At 63.5% G+C, this 20,279-nt stretch carries 18 protein-coding genes; 9 read left to right on the forward strand and 9 right to left on the reverse strand.

Annotation, left to right across the window (positions count from 1 at the left end):
• Positions 1 to 12 precede the first annotated feature (12 nt).
• Both gcvT and gcvH read left to right on the forward strand, forming a co-directional pair.
• Positions 13 to 1,113, forward strand: coding sequence for a glycine cleavage system aminomethyltransferase GcvT (gcvT, locus tag IE071_RS00855; protein WP_189439301.1), 1,101 nt, complete (start codon positions 13 to 15; stop codon positions 1,111 to 1,113).
• Positions 1,114 to 1,198: 85 nt separating this feature from the next.
• Entirely contained in the window at positions 1,199 to 1,594 is a 396-nt protein-coding gene (gcvH, locus tag IE071_RS00860) for a glycine cleavage system protein GcvH (RefSeq protein WP_189439302.1), read from the forward strand.
• A gap of 234 nt (positions 1,595 to 1,828) precedes the next feature.
• On the opposite strand, the gene IE071_RS00865 is transcribed toward gcvH, so the two are convergent.
• Complete coding sequence (locus tag IE071_RS00865; protein WP_189439303.1) at positions 1,829 to 2,128, reverse strand: hypothetical protein; 300 nt, start codon at positions 2,126 to 2,128, stop codon at positions 1,829 to 1,831.
• Positions 2,129 to 2,274: 146 nt separating this feature from the next.
• On the opposite strand from IE071_RS00865, the gene metJ reads away from it, so the two are divergent.
• Both metJ and IE071_RS00875 read left to right on the forward strand, forming a co-directional pair.
• Positions 2,275 to 2,868: a met regulon transcriptional regulator MetJ gene (gene metJ / locus IE071_RS15910; RefSeq protein ID WP_343226462.1), complete on the forward strand. Its 594-nt coding sequence runs from the start codon at positions 2,275 to 2,277 to the stop codon at positions 2,866 to 2,868.
• A 399-nt stretch (positions 2,869 to 3,267) separates the two neighbouring features.
• On the forward strand, positions 3,268 to 4,317 hold the full coding sequence (locus IE071_RS00875) for an energy transducer TonB (RefSeq protein WP_189439304.1): 1,050 nt from the start codon (positions 3,268 to 3,270) through the stop codon (positions 4,315 to 4,317).
• Positions 4,318 to 4,400: 83 nt separating this feature from the next.
• On the opposite strand, the gene IE071_RS00880 is transcribed toward IE071_RS00875, so the two are convergent.
• Positions 4,401 to 5,693 (reverse strand): serine hydrolase domain-containing protein, encoded by a 1,293-nt coding sequence (locus IE071_RS00880; RefSeq protein WP_189439305.1) that lies wholly within the window; start codon positions 5,691 to 5,693, stop codon positions 4,401 to 4,403.
• 55 nt (positions 5,694 to 5,748) lie between these two features.
• On the opposite strand from IE071_RS00880, the gene IE071_RS00885 reads away from it, so the two are divergent.
• From IE071_RS00885 to IE071_RS00895, 3 genes are all read left to right on the forward strand, one after another.
• Positions 5,749 to 6,336, forward strand: a complete 588-nt coding sequence (locus IE071_RS00885) for a LemA family protein (RefSeq protein ID WP_189439306.1) — start codon at positions 5,749 to 5,751, stop codon at positions 6,334 to 6,336.
• A gap of 56 nt (positions 6,337 to 6,392) precedes the next feature.
• On the forward strand, positions 6,393 to 8,315 hold the full coding sequence (locus tag IE071_RS00890; protein ID WP_189439307.1) for a M48 family metallopeptidase: 1,923 nt from the start codon (positions 6,393 to 6,395) through the stop codon (positions 8,313 to 8,315).
• A 199-nt stretch (positions 8,316 to 8,514) separates the two neighbouring features.
• On the forward strand, positions 8,515 to 9,825 hold the full coding sequence (locus IE071_RS00895) for an NTP/NDP exchange transporter (protein WP_229792688.1): 1,311 nt from the start codon (positions 8,515 to 8,517) through the stop codon (positions 9,823 to 9,825).
• 47 nt (positions 9,826 to 9,872) lie between these two features.
• Here IE071_RS00895 and IE071_RS00900 read toward each other — a convergent pair whose 3' ends face one another.
• Both IE071_RS00900 and mtgA read right to left on the reverse strand, forming a co-directional pair.
• Positions 9,873 to 10,301 (reverse strand): CBS domain-containing protein, encoded by a 429-nt coding sequence (locus tag IE071_RS00900; protein WP_189439309.1) that lies wholly within the window; start codon positions 10,299 to 10,301, stop codon positions 9,873 to 9,875.
• 178 nt (positions 10,302 to 10,479) lie between these two features.
• Positions 10,480 to 11,220 carry a monofunctional biosynthetic peptidoglycan transglycosylase gene (gene mtgA / locus IE071_RS00905; protein ID WP_189439310.1) on the reverse strand — a complete coding sequence of 247 codons (741 nt, stop codon included), beginning with the start codon at positions 11,218 to 11,220 and terminating at the stop codon, positions 10,480 to 10,482.
• Positions 11,221 to 11,317: 97 nt separating this feature from the next.
• Here mtgA and hslO point away from each other — a divergent pair, with 97 nt between their 5' ends.
• A complete protein-coding gene (gene hslO / locus IE071_RS00910; RefSeq protein WP_189439311.1) occupies positions 11,318 to 12,217 on the forward strand; it encodes an Hsp33 family molecular chaperone HslO in 900 nt (299 codons plus the stop codon).
• Between the two features lie 44 nt (positions 12,218 to 12,261).
• Here hslO and IE071_RS00915 read toward each other — a convergent pair whose 3' ends face one another.
• Complete coding sequence (locus tag IE071_RS00915; RefSeq protein ID WP_189439312.1) at positions 12,262 to 15,162, reverse strand: bifunctional diguanylate cyclase/phosphodiesterase; 2,901 nt, start codon at positions 15,160 to 15,162, stop codon at positions 12,262 to 12,264.
• A 246-nt stretch (positions 15,163 to 15,408) separates the two neighbouring features.
• On the opposite strand from IE071_RS00915, the gene IE071_RS00920 reads away from it, so the two are divergent.
• On the forward strand, positions 15,409 to 16,320 hold the full coding sequence (locus tag IE071_RS00920; RefSeq protein ID WP_189439313.1) for a hypothetical protein: 912 nt from the start codon (positions 15,409 to 15,411) through the stop codon (positions 16,318 to 16,320).
• 87 nt (positions 16,321 to 16,407) lie between these two features.
• Here the strand turns inward: IE071_RS00920 and IE071_RS00925 are convergent, their stop codons facing one another.
• The 4 genes from IE071_RS00925 to IE071_RS00940 form a co-directional block, all read right to left on the reverse strand.
• On the reverse strand, positions 16,408 to 17,310 hold the full coding sequence (locus IE071_RS00925) for a DUF4097 family beta strand repeat-containing protein (RefSeq protein WP_189439314.1): 903 nt from the start codon (positions 17,308 to 17,310) through the stop codon (positions 16,408 to 16,410).
• 17 nt (positions 17,311 to 17,327) lie between these two features.
• Complete coding sequence (locus tag IE071_RS00930) at positions 17,328 to 17,783, reverse strand: hypothetical protein (protein WP_189439315.1); 456 nt, start codon at positions 17,781 to 17,783, stop codon at positions 17,328 to 17,330.
• On the reverse strand, positions 17,780 to 18,325 hold the full coding sequence (locus IE071_RS00935) for an RNA polymerase sigma factor (RefSeq protein WP_189439316.1): 546 nt from the start codon (positions 18,323 to 18,325) through the stop codon (positions 17,780 to 17,782). The genes IE071_RS00930 and IE071_RS00935 overlap by 4 nt, the downstream gene beginning before the upstream one ends.
• 141 nt (positions 18,326 to 18,466) lie before the next feature.
• Positions 18,467 to 20,251 carry a phosphoenolpyruvate carboxykinase (GTP) gene (locus IE071_RS00940; RefSeq protein WP_189439317.1) on the reverse strand — a complete coding sequence of 595 codons (1,785 nt, stop codon included), beginning with the start codon at positions 20,249 to 20,251 and terminating at the stop codon, positions 18,467 to 18,469.
• Positions 20,252 to 20,279: the final 28 nt, after the last annotated feature.

The following is a 20,279-nucleotide window of genomic DNA, read 5'->3' on the forward strand; positions in this document are numbered from 1 at the left end:
GGCGCCGCCGTGATGACCGAGAAGACCGTACTCAACGCCACTCACCGTGCGCTCGGCGCGCGCATGGTCGATTTCGGCGGCTGGGACATGCCGATCAACTATGGCTCGCAAATCGAGGAGCATCATGCGGTGCGTCGCGATGCCGGCATGTTCGACGTCTCGCACATGACGGTGATCGACCTGCACGGTGCGCGCACGCGCGAGTTTCTACGGCACCTGCTGGCCAACAGCGTCGACAAGCTGAAAGTGGTTGGCAAGGCGCTGTACTCGTGCATGCTGAACGAGCAGGGCGGCGTGATCGACGATCTGATCGTGTATTACCTCGGCGAGGAGTTCTTCCGACTGGTCGTCAATGCCGGTACCCGTGCCAAGGATCTGGCGTGGATCGAACAGCAGGCCGCCACGTTCGAGGTGCAGGTCAAGGAGCGCCCGGAATTCGCGATGATCGCGGTGCAGGGCCCGAACGCACGAGCCAAGGTGCTGGGCCTGTTGCATGACGTGGATCGCCCGCGCATCGAGAAGCTCGGCAAGTTTGCCGCGGCTGCTGCACAAGGCCCGCACGGCATGCCGCTGTTTGTGGCGCGCACCGGCTATACCGGTGAAGACGGTTTCGAAATCATCGTGCCGGCCGAGCATGCCGTCGCGCTGTGGGAGGCGCTGGTCGCTGCCGGCGTCGTGCCGGCTGGCCTCGGTGCACGCGACACGCTGCGGCTGGAAGCTGGCATGAACCTGTACGGGCAGGACATGGACGAAAGCGTCCTGCCATGGGAAGCAAACCTGGGCTGGACCATCGCACTGGACGAGGGCCGTGCGTTCATCGGTCGTGCTGCGCTGGAGCAGCAGAAAGCCGCCGGCGTGCCGCGTGTGATGGTCGGCCTGGTGCTGGACGACAAGGGCGTGTTGCGCCACGGCCAGAGCGTGCTCACCGCGAACGGCGCAGGCGAGATCCTCTCCGGCAGTTTTGCGCCGACGCTCAACAAGGCGGTGGCATTCGCACGCATCCCGGCCGGCGAGCCAGGTGATGTTCGCGTCGACATCCGCGGTCGCGAAGTGCCTGTGCGGCTGGTGAAGTATCCGTTCGTGCGCGACGGCAAACCCTGCGAAGGCATCTGAGCCGCCGCGTCACAACTTACCCATGGCGGTTGTGGCTAGAATCACCGCCTGTACCCTGACTCACACCCAACTACTGGACCCCATCATGAGCGAGATTCCTGGCGATCTGAAATTCCTCAAGTCCCACGAGTGGGCCCGCGCCGAAGACGACGGCCTGGTTCGCGTGGGTATCTCCGACCACGCGCAGGGCCAGCTCGGCGATCTGGTCTATGTCGAACTGCCGGAAGTCGGTTCGGCCGTGAAAGCGGGCACCGGTGCGGCCGTGGTCGAGTCGGTGAAAGCTGCCTCGGACATCTACTCGCCGGTATCCGGCGAAGTCGTCGAGGTCAACGAGCTGCTCAACGACAAGCCCGAGATCATCAACGAAGACGCCTTCGGCGAGGGCTGGATTTTCCTGGTGCGCCCCAGCGATCGCGCGGAGCTGGATGAGCTGCTCGATGCGAACGAGTACGAAGAGCTGATCGAGAACGAAGACCACTGAGTCTTCCGCCATGGTGTGACGATACCGGCCGCCCAGTGCGGCCGGTATCGTTTCCGGGGTAGTGATCGGCGAGGCGCGTCGAGCCGTTCGTTTGTCCGGGCGAAGGCCGACGTGCATCGTGTCGTCACGCCGTGCATGCAGCGCACGCATTCGTTGCACCGCTCGTCGATCTGCATCGACGGTATCGACACAATCCGCGTTCTGTTTTTCAGTGGGATCGCGTTGACATTGGCGTCATGTGCGCACGTCATCGTCGATGCCGTTGCACAGAAAAATGTCGTCGCTCTCACTGCCTTCGACAACGAGCACCGAGGTGTCGGTCATCTCGATCGAAGTCCTTGCGAGCCAGGGTGGCGAACTTTTTTGCTCGGGTCGGCGGGCCGGCTGAAATAATTTCAGTCGTGTCCCGTTCATCTGGCGGAGGCGCCGGAATGGTCCGAATTCGACCTCGTGGAAAGCGCGATTATGAGAGGCGCATTTTTTCTTCGCGGTGATGGCGGTTGCGATGAAATCGTTGTGCAGCAATGGTTTCAAGGGTTTTTGCCATTTTATGGAGAAAATCGTTTGGACGTATGGATGTCCAAATAATATTCACCTTGAATGCCCTTGAGGCCTTGCTGGCACCGGGTTTCGGTCGGTATGGGGAGGGTGCAGTGGTTTGATTTCATGACTAAAATCAATTGACAGCCGAAATCTTCAGGGATAGCTTTCGCAACAGATCACGGGGAATGCGCTTTATGGCGACAGCAAAATTCATCAAGCCTTATGTCGAGCACGGTGAAAAGGCCAATGCAGTACGCAAGATCACTGTCTCGATTCCGCTGCATGTTCTGCGGCGGCTTTCCGATTTGCGCACCCACCGTCAAGTGAACAATCTTCGGCACGCCACCAACAGCGACTTGTTGGTCGAGGCGTTCCTGCACGCTTTTACTGGGCAACCACTGCCAACTGATGAGGAGCTTAGACGAACTATGGCCACTGCCAAGAAATCCGCTGCAAAGAAACCGGCTGCCAAGAAACCGGCCGCCAAGAAATCCACCGTGAAGAAGGTTGCCGCCAAGAAGCCGGCTGCCAAGAAAGCTGCCGTGAAGAAGGTCGCGAAGAAGGCTGCGCCGAAGAAGGCTGCCGCCAAGAAAGCTGCGCCGGCGAAGAAAGCTGCCGTGAAGAAAGTTGCGAAGAAGGCTGCGCCGAAGAAGGCTGCCGCCAAGAAAGCTGCACCGGCCAAGGTGGTGAAAGCCACCAAGACCGCGAAGGCTTCCAAAGCCAAGAAGTAAGCGACACGCAACAAGCGACACCTCCAATAAGATAAGTTCATCGATACTTCTCTCCCCGCGGTGCCCAGCGCGGGGAGAGTATTTCGAGAAGCCTTCGTCCCGGCCTGGCCGGGACGCTTCGTTTGTGGGGTCGAAAAGCTCGGTTGCGGCGGCAGTGTGCGGCCCAGACCCGCCTCGTTACGGGCAAGCGGGGGATTTCGATTGGCTCAGCGCCATGCTGATGCCCGACCACCGGCCATGGAACAAAATCCTGACTCGTGCTGTGAACTGACCGGCGATTTGCTGTGTTGAGTCATTGGAGTTACCTTTCGCACATCCGCGCCGCGGTGAGTCCGGGGGATTCATTCGCTCCTACAGGGGGAAAAAGCGCGGGTATCTGTCGACACTCAGTGAGAGACCATGGATACCCGAGACATACTTGATACACGCAGGCATGCGCGTGGGGCCATTCGGCCCGTTGTCATCGCCATCATCGCCATCTTCGCCCTGCTCGCCGTGGGTGCATGGTTCCTGATCATCAAGCCACATCAGGAGCTGGTCATGGCCGACTCGGGCGGTCACCCGTCCACGCCGGTATCCGCGACGACCCGGGCGGCGCCACCACCGCCAGCCAACGTGGCGGCGATGGACGTCAACCAGCTGCTGGCCGAAGCGCGCACGGCGATGAACGAACAGCGCTATCTGGCGCCGACCGGCAACAATGCCTTCGAGTTCTATCTGCGTGTGCTGGAGAAGGATCCGGGCAACAAGGTTGCATCCGATGCATTGCGCGAGACGTTTCCGTTCGCGGCCACTTCGGCGGAGCAGTCGATCAACTCGCGTGACTTCAATGAAGCGCAGCGCCAGATCGACCTGCTGGCCAAGGCCGACCCGACCAACTTCACGTTGACCATCCTGCGTTCCAAGCTGGATGCCCAGCGCAAGACGCTGGACAAGCAGCAGCAGGATGCCGCCGATCAGCAGAAGACACAGCAGCTGGCGGCACAGAAGGCGGCGGCGGACAAGCTTGCAGCGGATCAGCTGGCAGCCGAGCAGCAAAAGGCCCAGTCGGCGGCCGAGCAGCAGAAAACGCAGCAGACCCGTACGGCGCAGCAGCCGAGTCAACAGCCATCGACGGCTCCGACGACGGCGGCTGACAACTCTGCGGCAGCCAGTGCGGACGGTGGCAACGCTGGTGCCCCGACCAGTGACGCGGTGTTGGTGAAGGCAGTCGGTGCGCGCTACCCCACGGCAGCGATGCGCGCGCGGCAGGAAGGCTGGGTGCTGGTGTCGTTCACGGTCGATGCGAATGGGCGGACCAGTGACGTCAAGGTAGTTGACGCGCAGCCGCACCGCATCTTCGATCGCGCCGCACTGGACGCGGTGGAGCGTTACCAGTTCACGGCGGCCAAGAAGGACGGCGTGGCCGTTCCCAGCACCAAGCAGCAGCGGATCGAGTTCAAGCTCTGATCGTTATGCGCTGAGGTGAGAGCAGTAACCGGACGGCGCATGGTTCCCATGCGCCGTCTTTCGTTTCGGGTGGTTGTCGCGACTCAGTTGTGGTGTTTCGCACGATGCTTGCGCGGCTTTTTCCTTTGCGGTGTCGCTGCCGGCGTCTTGATGCTGCCTTCGATCTCGGCCCAGTCCACATGCGGCAGGTCCAGCAAATCGTCGAACACCATCGGCATCAGTCCGCTGGGGACTGGGCCGGTGGAGTTCCACAGGGTGACCACGCCGGCGTGGTACTTCGGGAAGAAGCCGATCATGGTGCGATAGCCGGCCACGGCGCCCGCGTGAAAGATCAGGGTTTCGCCGCCGTAGTCGTACACGCGCCAGCCCAGTGCGTAGTGTGCATCGGTCAGCCGAGCCTGACGCCATGGCGTGGCATGCAGTTCGCTCGGTGTGGCTACGCCCGGAGCGTGCAGCACATCCAGCAACGAAGTGGGCAGCACGTCCTGGCGATCGCCCATCTGCGCGATCAGCCATTTTTCCATGTCGCGCAAGCTGGCGTTGACACCAGCCGCAGGCGCGACCCGGTAGTAGGTTTCGCTTGGTTCGAAGGGTATCCAGCCGTGGCTGGATGCGCGATGCGGGCGTGCCCAACTCTTGCTGGATTCCAGTGCGGCGCGACCATAGCTGGCGGTGGTCATGCCGAGCGGATAGAAGATGCGCTTGTCGACCTGGCGGTAGAAGAAGTCGCCGGTACGTGCAAGCACCACATCGCCGATCATGCCGAACGCGACGTTCTGATAGCCGTAGCACTGACCGACGCCACAGACAAGGTCGACCTCGTCCAGCTTGCGCACCAACTCTTCGTAGGGGATGTCGCCCTCGAGCATGTTGTCATAGGTGTTGCGTGGCAGGCCTAGTCGTTGTCCCAGGATGTCGCTCACGGTGGCTTGTGATGCAGCCTGCATGTCCTTGAGCTTGAAGTACGGCAGTACGTCGACCAGTTTGGTATCCCAGCTCAGCTTGCCATCGTCCACCAGAATACCGGTGATGGCGGTGGCAAATGCTTTCGACAGCGACGCGAGCCGGAACACGGTGTCCGGTGTCACCGGCTGCTGGGTGACGGCATCGGCGTAACCAAGAGTGCCTTCGTAAACCACTTTGCCATCGATCACGACCGCGGTGACCAGGCCGGCGACGGCATGTCGCTCGACAACACGGTCCAACCAGCGCTGGTAGTCGGCGATGGTCTGCTTGACGCGTGCCGGTGGCAGACTTTCCGTGGTGCTGTGAACCCGCGCAGCCGGCGCCGATGCAGCGGGAGTGGTGGCGCGGACCGGTGTGCAGGCCAGTCCGAACACGCCCGCGATCAACAGGAAGATCTTTTGAAACTGCATGGTATTCTGATGTGGTTCCGGCGTGGGGATGCGCCTCAGGGTGGAGGGTCTAGCAATGGGTCTGATCATTTTTCTGGTTGTTGTCGTTCTGATTGTCTTGTACTTCGTGGCGATCTACAACGGACTGGTCACCTCGCGCAACAGCTACAAAAATGCCTTTGCGCAGATCGATGTGCAGCTGACCCGCCGGCATGACCTGATTCCGAATCTGGTGGAAACGGCCAAGGGTTATCTTGCGCATGAACGCGGCACGCTTGAAGCGGTGGTGCAGGCGCGCAATGCGGCGGTCAGCGGACTGGCCAGCGCCAAGGCGAACCCGGGTGATCCGGCTGCGATGCAGCAGCTGGGCAGCAGCGAAAATGCTTTGACACAAACTTTGGGTCATTTGTTCGCGTTGCAGGAGTCGTATCCCGACCTGAAGGCGAACCAGACCATGATGCAGCTCTCCGAAGAGCTGACCTCGACCGAGAACCGGGTCGCGTTCGCACGACAGGCATATAACGATTCGGTGCTGACCTACAACAACAAGCGTGAAGTCTTTCCCGCATCGTTCGTGGCCAACAGCCGCGGCTTCCTCGCGGCCGAGCCGCTGAAGATCGAGGATCCGGCCGTGCGTGACGTGCCGAAGGTTTCCTTCACCTGATCGCCGCTGCATCGCGACGGTAGTCGTGATGCACACGTTCAGCCGCCGGAGCCTCCATGGATTTCTTTGCGCAACAGGCGCGCGTACGCGGCAGCAGCCGACGACTGGTCGCGTTGTTCGTGCTGGCCGTGATCGCGATCGTGGCGGCGATCGATACGGTGGTGTGGTTCGCGATGGGTCACCACCCGGTGGATGGCGAGCCGGCGCGATCGAATCTGTCGTTGCTGTTTACCAGCAGTGTCGTCGTGCTGGGCGGGATCGGGTTCAGTTCACTGTTCCGCATCATGAGTCTGTCCGGTGGTGGCAAGGCGGTGGCCGAGAGTGTCGGCGCGGTACCGGTACCGCCGGATACGCGTGACCCGCAGCTGCGTCAGTTGCGCAACGTGATCGAGGAAGTGGCGATCGCGGCGGGCGTGCCGGTGCCGGACATCTATCTGATGGAAGAGGAGCCGGGCATCAACGCGTTCGCGGCCGGCTATTCGGCGTCCGATGCGGCGGTGTGCGTGACCCGCGGCTGTCTGGATAACCTGAGTCGCGACGAGTTGCAGGGTGTGATCGCGCACGAGTTCAGTCACGTGCTGAACGGCGACATGCGACTCAATATCCGCTTGATGGGCCTGTTGTTCGGCATCCTGGTGCTGGCCATCGTCGGGCGCAAGGTGATCTGGTTCGGTGGCGGCCGCAGCAGTCGCCGTGACGGTGGCGGTGGCCAGGTGTGGATGATCGGGCTGGCGTTGATCGTGGTCGGCTACATCGGGTATTTCTTCGCGCGGCTGATCCAGGCTGCGGTAGCTCGTTCGCGCGAATCGCTGGCCGACGCATCGGCGGTGCAATTCACCCGCCAGACCGACGGTATCGCCGGCGCCTTGAAGAAGATCGCGATCCTCAGCGAAGGCTCCGAACTGCAGGTGGCGAACAAGCAGGAAGTGGCGCACATGCTGTTTGGCGAAGCCGGCACATTCAACGCGCTGTTCGCCACCCATCCGCCGCTGCTGCAGCGCATCCGTGCCCTGGAGCCCGGTTTTCGCGAAGAGGATCTGGCTCGGCTGGCGGCATCGTTGCAGCAGGATGCCGAGATGCCGCCCGCTGGACCAGCCACCAGCAAGCCGAGGAGTCCACTGGGTGTACCGGGAGTGGCCGTACCACCGCCATTGTCTGGCGTACTGGCCGGTGCCGTGCTGGCACAACAAGGTGCCGACGGTGGCGCCACAGCATCAACGCGTTTCCAGCGCGCCGCCACGGTGCATCAGGCCATGCCGGCCACGTTGACCATCGCCGTACAGCAACCGGAATCGGCGCTGGCGGTCGTGCTGGCCTTGGCGATGTCGGCGCAGGCCGAACTGCAGGCATCCCAGCGCCGGATCGTCGCCGATGCGTTTGGCGACGATCTGCAACAAGCGGTGCAGGCGATTGCCGTCGAGGTCGCGGCGCTGGCGCCGGAGTCGCGGTTGCCGCTGGCTGCGCTGGCGTTCCCCACATTGAAGCAACTGTCGGCAGGGCGCCAGCAGACCTTGCAGAGCGCGCTCGATGCGCTGGTGCGGGCGGATGGTCGGGTCGATCTCGACGAGTACTGCCTGGCCCGGCTGTTGCGCGTGCAATTGATCGAGGCACAGCAGCCGCGGCGTACGCCGATGGACGGACTGAAAAAACTGCCGGCGTGCCGCGACAGCGTGATGCTGGTCTGTGCGGTCGTTGCCGCTAACGGCAGTGCCGACGAGACCGCTGCACGTCGCGCCTGGCTGTTGGCGATGCAGCAAGCCTTTCCCGGTGAAACGCTGGAGTGGTCGGCGCCACCGGCGGCGTGGCAGACGCCGTTCGAGCGCGCGCTGGATGATCTCGACGGACTGATGCCGCCGGCCAAGGAACTGGTGATCCAGAGCCTGGCCAGCGCGATCCATGCCGATGGCGTCGTCAGCGTGGAAGAGGCCGAGTTGCTGCGGGTGATCTGCGCCAGCCTGCATTGCCCGCTGCCGGCGTAGCCGCTCAGCTTTTACCGCGCGATCAACGCGCTGGCCCGCTCGGTCAGCATGAGCGTCGATGGGTGTGTATTGCCAGCACGCCACCGACCAAGTCGGCACCAGCGATTGATGCAGCCGCGATCGTTCAACGGCCTGATGTTCTTCACTGGACGGACGTGAGCGCATGCTAGGCTTGCCGCGCCCCACGCTGGATGTGCCCGTGAGTTTGCCCCGCCAAACCGTTGTGGAACAAGCCGCCGCGCCGACACTGTCCGCGCTGGCGTTTTTTTTCGTGATGACGTCGTACTACATCATCCGGCCGGTCAGGGATCAGTTGAGCGGTGCGGTCGGTTCGCAGTCGTTGCCGCTGTTCTACGGCGCGGTGTTCGTGGTGATGCTGCTGCTGACGCCGGTGTTCGGCATGCTAGTGGCGCGTTTCCGGCGCCGGCAATTGCTCGGCTGGAGCTACAGCTTCTTCATCCTGTGTCTGCTCGCGTTCGTACCCGCGTTCATGGCGCAGGATCGCATCGGTGCGCGCGAGCTGGGCGTGGTGTTTTTCGTCTGGGTCAGCGTGTTCAACCTGTTCGTGGTGTCGCTGTTCTGGAGCTTCATGGCCGACATCTTCTCCAGCGGGCAGGCGCGGCGGGTGTTTTCGCTGATCGCGCTCGGTGGCATGGCGGGTGCGATCTTCGGTCCGCTGGTGACCAAATTGCTGGTGCAGCTGATCGGCGTGGCGCCGCTGTTGCTGGTCTCGGCGCTGGCATTGGGCTTCTCGATGATGTTGTTGCTGCAGCTTTCCGCGCAGCACGATCGGCAGGCGGGCAGCCGTGGCGATGAGGCTATTGGTGGCTCGTTGTGGGCGGGCATCAGGGAGCTGTGGTCGCGTCCGTTCCTGCGTTACATGGCGTTGTTGATGTTGTTCGGTGACGGCATCGGCACGCTGGCCTATGCGCTGGTGGCCGACTATGCCAAGGCGCATTTCACCAGCACGGTCGCACGCACGTCGTTCTACAACGATCTCGACCTGGCCACCAACCTGCTCGGTGCAGCGTTGCAGCTGACTTTGACGCCATGGTTGCTGATTCGTCGCGGTGCCGGCTGGGGACTGGTCCTGCCTTCGCTGGTGAATCTGGCCTTGCTGGCCGTGGTGGCGTTGATCGGTGGCGGCAGCTTCCTGTTTTTCGGCCACAGCGTGCCGCTATTGCTGGCGGTGATGCTCGTAATCACGCGCGGCTTCGCCTACGGCATGACCAAGCCGGCGGTGGATGCGCTCTACACGCGGGTGCCGCGCGAGACGCGCTACAAGGGCAAGAACTTCGTCGAGACCGCGGTATGGCGCTTTGGCGACGTGGTGGTGACCAGTGCCGTGAGCGGCCTGCGCATGCTCGGCTGGAGCATCAGCGGCTTGGCCCTGCTGGGTGCCGGTGTGGCCGCACTGGCGACGGTGGTGTCCCGACGTGCCGGCTGGTCACCCGATCTGGCGCCGGACGAGCATGCGCGAACTGACGGCGCCGATGTGCCGTCCGCCTGACGAAGCCTGCGCCGCGCCCAGCTGGTGCTGCCTTAACTGGTGCTGCCTTAACTCGTGATGTAGCGCTGCAGATGCTCGATCTGTTCGGCCTGTGCGTCGATCACCGCCTTGACCAGATCGCCGATCGAAATCACGCCGATGACCCGCTTGCCTTCCACCACGGGCAGATGCCGAATGCGACTGTCGGTGCACAGGCGCATGCAGTCGAATACATCGGTATCCGGGCCGACGGTGAGCGGCTCGCTGCTCATGATGTCGGACACGGCGGTTTGTGACGAAGAGCGGCCCTGCAGGATCACCTTGCGCGCGTAGTCGCGTTCGGACATCACGCCGACCAGCTGGTCGCCGCGCATCACCAGTAGCGCGCCTATGCGGTGCTCGGCCATGTGCTTGATCGCTTCGAGCACCGGCGCATCCGGTGCGATGCTGAAGACCGTACTGCCCTTGCTTTCCAGCAGATGCTTGACCTGACTCATGCTTGGGTCTCCCTCCGGCCCGGACGGGCCGTTTGTCACGAGTCTACCGCCGGTACTGCCCTCGCGTGTAGCAAAGTTGTGAAGCTGTGCAGCGAGCGCGACGGGCTCAGTGCGGATCCCCGCGGCAGGCGTTGTTTCCCGATGAAATACGGTGGTCGCGACCTGCTTTAGACTCGACTCAATGCTTCGCTCGTGGCGGCGCACGACCTTCGATGTAGGCGGGGCCACCAAGCTGGTCCATCTGTCGCTGGATCCAGTTGGCGCGGCGCTGCACGTATGCGCTGGGCCGATCCGCGTGCAGGCGACGCGGGCTCGGCAGTACGGCGGCCAGGCGCGCGGCCTGCGCCGGCCCGAGCTGTGCCGGCGAGGCATGGAAGTACGCCTCGCTCGCGGCACCAACGCCATAGATGCCATCGCCCAGCTCGGCGATGTTCACGTACACCTCGAGGATGCGCTGTTTCGGCCAGGTCAACTCGATCAGCACGGTGAAATACGCTTCCAGCCCCTTGCGCACGAAGCTGCGGCCGTTCCACAGGAACAGGTTCTTGGCGGTTTGCTGGCTGATCGTGCTGGCGCCGCGCAGACGCTTGCCGTCATCGGCCGCATCCATCGCATCCTGGATGGAATCGAAGTCGAAACCATGATGGTAAGGGAACTTCTGATCCTCGCCGGCCACCATCGCCAGCGGCACCCAGGGCGATACCTGTTTCCACGGCACCCAGTGCTGGCGCAGCTGGAAATCCTTCTCACCATGAACCCACGCGCCGAGCTGGCGCTCCAGCATCACCGCCGACGTCCACGGCGGTACGAAGCGCAGCAGCAGCACCATCAGCCAGCTCAGTGCCAGCCATGCCAGCATGAGGATCGCCAGTGAGCGCAGCAGACGAATCAGCAGGGGGCGGCGGAACACAAGGTGCATGGCGGTACGTGCGGGAAGATGGGGCAGTATAAGGGGCGTTGTCCCGGCGCTGCCGCGCCCCCATCTGAAGCGCTTGACCTCATCCGGAACGCTTATTGTGGAAACCCTGCCTGTCGACGATGTACTGCATCGCTTTCTGCTGGAACGTGCCGGCGTGCGCGGCACGCTGGTGCGACTCGGACCGGCCTGGCGCGAAGTGGCCGGCCGCGCTGACTATCCGCCGTCGCTGCACGCGTTGCTCGGCGAGGCCTTGGCCGCCAGCGCGTTGCTGACCGGCAACATCAAGCTGGACGGTGCGCTGTCGATCGAGCTGAAGAGTTCCGGCGCGTTGCGCCTGCTGTTTGCCGAGTGCAATGACCAGGGCCGCCTGCGCGGGCTGGCGCGCTGGAATGAGCCGTTGCCCGAACCGCTGGTACTGGATGCGCTGCCTGACGCGATCATGGCGATCACCATCGGCAATGTGGATCGCGACCAGCGCTATCAGGGTCTGGTCGACCTGCAGCACGCCGGTTTGGCCGAGTCGCTGGAAAATTACTTCGTCAAGTCCGAGCAATTGCCGGCGCGGATCGTGCTGGCCGCCAACGGTGAGCACGCGGTGGGCCTGATGTTGCAGAAGATGCCGGACGAGGGTGGCCGTGACGCCGCGCTCGATGATGATGCGTGGAACCGCATCGTGCACCTGACCGCCACGCTGGGCGCCGACGAGTTGCTGAATACCGCACCGGAGCAGTTGCTGTACCGGCTCTACCATGAAGAGTCGGCGCGTCTGTTCGAGCCACGCGCGCTGGCGTTCGGCTGCAACTGCAGTCGCGAGCGGGTGACGGCGATGCTGCGCTCGCTCGGTCGCGATGAAGTCGAGGCGGCGCTGGTGGCGCGCGGTGACGAGATCGAGGTGATCTGCGAGTTCTGTGCGCAGCGCTATCACTTCGATCGGATCGACGCCGAGCATCTGCTCAGCCACAGCGCAGCGCCGGCTGCGCCGGAGACGCCGCAATGAATCCACGGCAATAGATCGGGGCGGAGCGACAGGTCGGTCGCGGATCAGGCCAGCAACAGCGGGTTGTCCGCGTTCAGCCAGGTAGAGGCGGGTTGCGGCGTGGCGAACAGGAAGCCCTGGCCATAGCGGCAGCCGACCCGCAGCAGCGCCTGCCGCTGCGATTCTTCCTCGATGCCCTCGGCGATCACCTTCATCTGCAGCGAGTCGGCCAGTACCTGGATCGCGCGCACCAGCGCGAGGCCCTGGGTTTCGGTGTCGTCGACGGGCAGCTCGGTGATGAAGGAGCGGTCGATCTTCAGCGTCTCGAACGGGTACTGGTGCAGGTAGCTGAGCGAGGAATAGCCGGTGCCGAAATCGTCGAGCGCGATGCCGACACCGTGACTGCGCAGGTTCTGCAGCATCTGCTTGACCTGGGTCGGGTTCTCCAGCAGCGCGTGCTCGGTGACCTCGATGCGGATGCAGTGTGTCGGCACCGCATACTGCTCGAACAGGGCAAGCAGCCGCAGGTCGAGGTCGGCGGAACGGAAATGCCGGCCGGAGACGTTGATGCTGATGAAGCCCTCGGTGCCGATCAGCCGCACGGCCTGGGTGCATACCTGCTCGAAGATTTGCCAGTCGATCGCCTCGGCACAGCCGCACTCCTCGGCGATCAGCAGGAAATCGTGCGGCGGCAGCAGACCGCGCTCGGGATGATGCCAGCGCAGCAGCGCCTCGTAGCCGGTGACGTGGCCGTCGGCGAGTTCGACGATGGGCTGGTAGAACGGTTCGAATTCGTTGCGGCTGAGCGCGTGGCGCAGGTCGCTCTCCATGTCCAGCAGCGAGAGTGCCTCGCGGCGCAGGCGGTCGTCGAACATCGCTGCGCGATGGCGCCCGCCATCCTTCGCGTTGTACATCGCCGCATCGGCGTCGCGCAGCAGCTCCTCCGGCTGACGGTAATGCGGGCTGGCCAAGGCGATGCCGATCGAAGCGGAGGTGAAGATCTCCTTGGTGCCGAGCCGGAACGGCGTCTGCAGCTCGCTGATGATGCGTTCGGCGATCAGCGATGCCTTGCCGATCTCGACGATGCCTTCCAGCAGCACGGCGAATTCGTCGCCGCCCAGACGTGCAACCACGTCGCGGGTCTTCAGGCAGGCGCGGATGCGACCGCCGACCTGGAACAACAGATCATCGCCGACCAGATGACCGACCGAGTCGTTGATCACCTTGAAGCGGTCCAGGTCGATGAACAGCACGGCGAACTGTTCGCTCGGATTCGCGACATAGCGCTGCATCGCCTGTTCCAGCCGTTGCAGCAGCAAGGTGCGGTTGGGCAGGCCGGTCAGCGAGTCGTGCAGCGTTTCGTATTTCAGCCGGCGCTCGACCCGTTCGCGCTCGGCGATCTGCTCGCGCAGGTCGCGGTTGGCCAACGCCAGTGCGCGGGTGCGCTCGGTGACGCGACGTTCCAGCCCGGCATAGGCATGCTTCAGCGAGGACGCTGCCTGCTTGCGTTGCAGCGCGTTGGCGATGTGGTAGCTGACGAAGGTCAGCAGCTCCTGGTCGCGTTCGTTATAGGTGTGTTCGGGTGAATAGCTTTGCAGCGCCAGCACACCCATCGCCTTGTCGCCCCAGATCAGCGGCACGCCGAGCCAGCAGACCGAGCGTGAACCGAAGTGGCTGATTTCGCCGACCGCAATCAGGCGGTCGATTTCCACCATGTCGGCCAGCAGCGGCTTGGCATGACGCAGCACATATTCGGTGACGCCGCGACCGTGCGCACGCGGTGGCCGCACACTGTCGACGTCGTCCACCGAATAGGGGAAGGTCAGGTAGCCGCTTTCCTCGTCGACCAGCGCGATGTAGAAATTGCGTGCGTACAGCAGGCCGCTGATCACCTGATGCATGGCCGCGTAGAATTTTTCCAGGCTCTCCGAGGTATTCGCCAGCTCGGCGATGCGGAACAGAGCCGCCTGCAGGCGTTCACCGCGTTGTCGCTGCAGCACCTGCTGGCGCAACACGCGGTTGGCTTCGCGCAGCGCGGCGGTGCGATCGGTTACCCGACGGCCCAGTTCGATATGCGCCTCGCGTCGCTCCAGCGTGGTTTGTACATGCTGGGCCACATAGCTCAGCAGTTCCAGATCATGCCGCGAGTAATGGGTGTCGTCGCGGTAGCTCTGCATCACGATGCCGCCGACCACGCGTCCGCCGCGCAACAGCGGAACCCCCAGCCAGTGTTCGCAACTGGGTCCGACCAGGACAAAGCGGTCGCCGAATTGTTGCCGCAGTTCCTCGATCGACCCCATCAACGGGCGACCTTCCTGCAGCAGGTTCCAGGTCAGGCTATGCAGCATGTCGTGCAACGGCATGTTCTGGTCAGGTGACGGCGGATCGGTATCGGCGATGTCGACGTAATAGGGAAAGCGGACGCTATCGGTGGCTGCGTCGTACAGCACGATATAGAAGTTTTCCGCGTACATCAGGCTGCTGACGATGGCATGCAGCGAGCGCATCATCTCGGGCATGTTGTGTTCGGCGCCGGCCTGTTCGGCGATCGCATACAGCGCGCGTTGCAATCGCTCGGACACGGCCAGGCGGGAAATCGCTTCGTACAGGCGACTGGTTTCGGCCAGCTGGCGCAGGCGGGTATTGGCCAGCCTGCCCAGCCAGTCCAGCCGGTCACGTACGAGTTCGGGCAGCGGCAGGTCGGCCCATTCGAGCGTCAGCGTGCGCGGGCCCTGGGGGTCTTCGGCCAGATCGAGCTGGCCGGCCAGGCGGGTAGCCGGTTCGTCCATACGGCGCCAGCGCAACCGGCCCTGGATACCGATAGTGCCCAGCATCGACTCACAGATTTCCATCACGCAGCTGGCGTCAGTAGCTTCGAACAATCGCTCGACCGCACCGTGCAAGGCCGCAAGATCATGCGTCACCGGCAGTGGTGGGGATGAACGGATCGTCGGCGTGGCGCTCATTGGGCTGTGATTGGTTTCCGGAGCGATCTGGCGGATCGGCGTCAAACGCCTTTATAGCGTGTAAGTTGGCCCGGTCGCCAGCTCCCCCGCCAGCGGGAACTGCGGGTGTCCCGGCCGGTCGAAGCTTGACACAACCCATCCCGTTCTGTGATTGGGTAGGGGTTTTCATGGTGTTAGCAAAACGTAAAACGGGGTATACTCGCGTACAGCTATTCCCCTATTGAAAGAGTCATCGACCCCAAGCTCATGCGTCGCCTGTCCGCCCTGCTGTTGATCTCCCTGTTGCCGCTCACTGCGGTCGGGCAGTCTGCGGGCGGCGACAACGCCATGGCCCAGCGTTTGCTGGCGCAGCCGCCGGATCAGATGACCGAAGTCGAACCCGGCGTGATGGTGCCGTTGTGGCGCGGTACCGATGGTCGCCTGCTCGCTCTCAAGGCCGATCAAAGCACCGGCGCCGATGCCTTGCGCAAGAATGCACCGCTGGCGTTGCGCGTGGTCGATGCGGCCAGCGTGATGACGACCGGCTTGCAATACGGCTTGGGGCCGAGACTGCAGGCGCATGCCGAGATCAGCGAACACTCGTGGGTCAACCAGAGCTCGCGAGTGCTCGGCAGCGAAGTGGGTGCCACCTATGACGCCGGCCGTTACAGCCTTGGCGTGAGCGTCGGCACCGTCAGCACTTCGAACAACAACACCGTATTGCCGCGCGTGCTTCCGGGCGCCGTGCCGGGGGTCGATGGCCTGTCCAGTTTCGACAGCAGCTCCCAGCTCAACGCGCGTGGCCGATTGGCCTTGGGCGGCAAGAGCGGTATCGATCTGGGTGCCAGTGTCGGCCGCATTCACCTGCTGCCGGGCAATCTGCTTGGCATCAACACGCTGGATCAGAAAGCGCTGAGTTTCGGTGTCGATCACGGCCCGTTGAGCGGTGTCCTGACTGGGCGCACCATGCAGCCGGAGGCGGGCATTCCAGGTAACTACGGTGCCGATCGACGCTGGAACAGCATCGATCTGGGTGTGACCTGGCGTTTGCCGTGGCGCGGTGCGTTGAGTGTTGGTGCGCAGAATCTGTGGTCGTCCGGCACGCCGACGAATACGCCAGCGGGCCCGGAGCCGGATCAATCGCGCACACCGTACGTGCAGTATCACCAGGATCTTTGATTCGTCGGGCTGTATTCGCCGATTGAATTTAAAACGCCGTCGCATTGCGACGGCGTTTTCATTTGAGGTGCATTGATCTGCCTGCCGTCAGTTCTGCTTGCGCACGCGCAGGTCGCCGCTGAATGTCTCGATATTGATCTTGCCGCGACCGTCGCCGAGACGGACGTCCAATGAGCTGCCGGGGCCGTGCTCGGGTTCCTTCGGTGTGCCGAAATCGCTGCGCAGGTTACCGCTGAAACTGCTGGCGTGCAGGTTGCCGGAAGTGTTTACAGGCAGCTGCAGTTGCACGTCGCCGCTCATGCTGTCGATGCCGAGAATGCCATCGGTAGCCAGCCCGCCAGTCAACTGCACATTGCCGGATACCGTGCTCAGCGTCAGTTTCTTCCACGGGCCACCATCGGCCTGGATCCGACCGGAAATGGTCTGCAGCTTTACGTCGCTACCGAGCACGGGGGCAAGGATGTCACCGCTGACGGTCTGCAGGTCGGCCTGTCCGGCATGTCCGGCCAACTCGATGCCGCCGCTGACACTGTCGACTTTCAGCGACGGCACGCGTGCATTGATGCGTGCCTTGCCGCTGACCGTATTGACCTCGATGTTGCCGCCATCCATGCCGTCGACGACCAGTGGTGCGCTGACTACGTCGATGTCCAGTGAGGCAGCCTTGGGAACATGCAGTTCCAGCGTGGTTGCCGCCATGTTGTTGTCGCCTTTCCAGTTGAACCAGCCGGAGCCACCTTGCGGTTCGACCTTGATTGCCATGTCGGTATTGCTGCCGGTGATCGTCAGCGGCTTGGCACCATTGCCGAGTTGGCCGCGGACCTGCACTTCGTTGCGATCCCAGGCGATCACGTTCACCGTGCCGGCGATATTGCTGATGCTGACATGGGCGGTCGGACTGGCGTCATGACGCAGCTGGATCGGTGTGTCGGCGAGCGCCTGGCCGATGCACAGACACAGCAGCAGCGGAAGATAGCGGGTGGTTTTCATGGTCATTCCTGTGGATATCAACCGGCCTGGTTGGCCAGCTGGCGCAATTGCGTCTGTTGCAGTTCGGTGCGGTCGAGCAGGCGCTGCAGTGCGGGCGAATGAGGTGCCTGCTGGATCGCCAGTTGCAGCTCCATGCGGGCGGCGTCCAGTTCGATCGCGGCGCCAGCCAATCGTGGATCGGCCGGTTTCCAGCTTGCCGGAGCCGTGCTGACACGGGCGATCGGTGTGGAAGTGGGCATCTGCAGCCGATGCCAGCCGATGCCGGCGGCCAGCAGCACTGATGCAGCGAGGCTGGCGACAACCAGCCAGCGCTGCCGGTGCCCCGACCGATGCATGGGTGATGCCTGGATCGTGGGCGCATCCGTCCGTTCGGCATCGTCCAGTGCGGCGGCGAGCGAAGCCCACAGATCACGCTGCGGCGTGAGCGGCTGGCGCAGCTCGCGCATCTGCCGGCGCCATTCGAATTCGTTCATGACCTTTCTCCCAATACCTTGCGCAGCAGACCGCGGGCACGATGCAGTTGCGCTTTCGATGTACCGACCGCCATGCCCAGCTCGTTGCCGATCTCTTCGTGTCGCCAGCCTTCGATGTCGTGTAACACCAGCACAGCGCGAGCTCGTGGTGGCAGCTGGCCGATCGCGTGCTCCAGTTCCTCGCGCTCGGCGGCGCAGAAGGGGGTCTCGCCGGTGTCTGGCAGGTGATCGTCGTCCAGCATGCTGACCGGGTCGGCGCCGCGGGAGCGGATATCCATCAGCGCCACGTTCACCGCGAGTCGGTACAGCCAGGTGCCGAACGCGCTCTCGTGGCGAAAGCCGGGCAGTTTCTGCCAGGCGCGGATGAAGGCGTCTTGGGTCAGGTCTTCGGCGCGGGCATGGTCGTAACCGGCGAGCCGGTATACCGCGCCGTGTACCCGGCCCACATGCAGGTGGTACAGCCGCTGGAATGCGTGGCGATCACCGGCAGCCGCGGCGCGCACGTCATCGGCGTCGTTGGCTCCCGTTGAGGCAGGCGACATGGAGCTTCCAATGGCAGGGCAGGCGGCGATCATCTTGCCAACTTGGATGCACCGTCATGCGAAAGGGTTTGAACCGCCGCCGCTGTGTCATCGCCACGATGCATCCCGGACGGGCGTGATAGCCCGCCCGGGTGCGCTGGCTCAGTGTGCGGTTGCCTCGCGACGCGGCTGGGCGTCCGCATCATCCAGCGCCTTGGCCACGCGCTGCTGTTCCTGGTGCAGACGCTCCGGCAGACGCGGAGTAAAGCTCTGCAGATACTCGCCGATCGCGGCCAGCTCGTTCTGCCAGCCGGCATTGTCCACGTCGAGCAGCTCATCGAGCTGGGCAGGGTCGAGCTTGAGGCCGTCCAGCTTGAGTTCGCCGTCCGCCGGCAGGATGCCGATCGGGGTCTCGGTGCCGTCGACGCGGTCCTCTACACGGTTGATCATCCACTCCAGCACGCGCAGGTTGTCGCCAAAACCGGGCCACAGGAACTTGCCGTCCTTGCCCTTGCGGAACCAGTTGACGTGGAAGATCTTCGGTAGCTTCGCGCCGGGCTGGTCGAGCGACAGCCAGTGCGCGAAATAGTCGCCGTAGTGGTAGCCGCAGAACGGCTTCATCGCCATCGAGTCGCGGCGCAGCACGCCGACCGCGCCGGTAGCGGCAGCGGTCGTTTCCGAACCCATCGCAGCACCCATCAGCACGCCATGGTTCCAGTCGCGCGCCTCCATCACCAGCGGCAGCAGCGACGGCCGGCGGCCGCCGAACACGATCGCGCTGATCGGCACGCCCTGCGCGGCTTCAGCCATTTCCGACCAGGTCGGGCATTGCTTCGCGCTGACCGTGAAGCGTGAGTTCGGATGGGCGGCGGCGCCGTTGGCCGCATCGTAGGGACGTCCCTGCCAATCAGTGACCGGTGTGCCGGGCAGGCCTTCCCACCACGGCTGGTTGTCGGTGGTGACGGCGACGTTGGTGAAGATGGTGTCGCGCGCGATGCTCTTCAGTGCGTTCGGGTTGGTGCTGTCGCTGGTGCCCGGTGCCACGCCGAAGAAACCGGCTTCGGGATTGATCGCATACAGCCGTCCATCCGCACCAGGGCGCATCCAGCAGATGTCGTCACCCACCGTCCACACCTTCCAGCCGTCCTGACGGTAGCCTTCGGGCGGGATCAGCATGGCGAGGTTGGTCTTGCCGCAGGCGGACGGGAATGCGGCCGCGACGTAGTGCGTCTCGCCTTGCGGGTTCTCGATGCCGACGATCAGCATGTGCTCGGCCAGCCAGCCTTCGCTGCGCGCCTGATGGCTGGCGATGCGTAGTGCATGGCACTTCTTGCCGAGCAGCGCATTGCCGCCGTAGCCGGAGCCGTAGGATTTGATCGACAGTTCGGCCGGGAAGTGCATGATGAAGCGGCGTTCGGGATCGAGTTCGCCGGTGGAATGCAGCCCCTTGATGAACTTTCCTTCACGCTCGATCCGCGCCTGCGCCGCGGCACCCATGCGGGTCATGATCTTCATGTTGGCGACCACGTACGGGCTGTCGGTGATCTCCACGCCGCAACGGGCCAACGGTGAGTCGATCGGCCCCATGCAGTACGGGATGACGTACATCGTGCGGCCTTCCATGCAGCCGTCGAACAGCGCATCGATCTTCGCGTGTGCCGCGGCCGGATCCATCCAGTGATTGTTCGGACCGGCATCCTGCTCGTCGGGATGGCAGACGAAGGTCAAGTGCTCGACACGGGCCACATCGGAAGGATGGGAGCGGTGCAGATAGCAGCCTGGATGGGTCTGCTGGTTCAGTTCAATCAGGGTGCCGTCGGCCAGCATCTGCTGCACCAGGGTTTGGTATTCGGCATCCGAGCCATCGCACCAGTGGATTTTCGCGGGACGGGTCAGCGCCGCCACCTCGTTTACCCAGTGCGTGAACGCTTCCAGCTTGCTGGCCATCGTGTCCCTCTAAAGGTCTTGAGAAAAA

Source organism: Rhodanobacter panaciterrae (genome assembly GCF_014651895.1).
Lineage (GTDB): Bacteria > Pseudomonadota > Gammaproteobacteria > Xanthomonadales > Rhodanobacteraceae > Rhodanobacter > Rhodanobacter panaciterrae.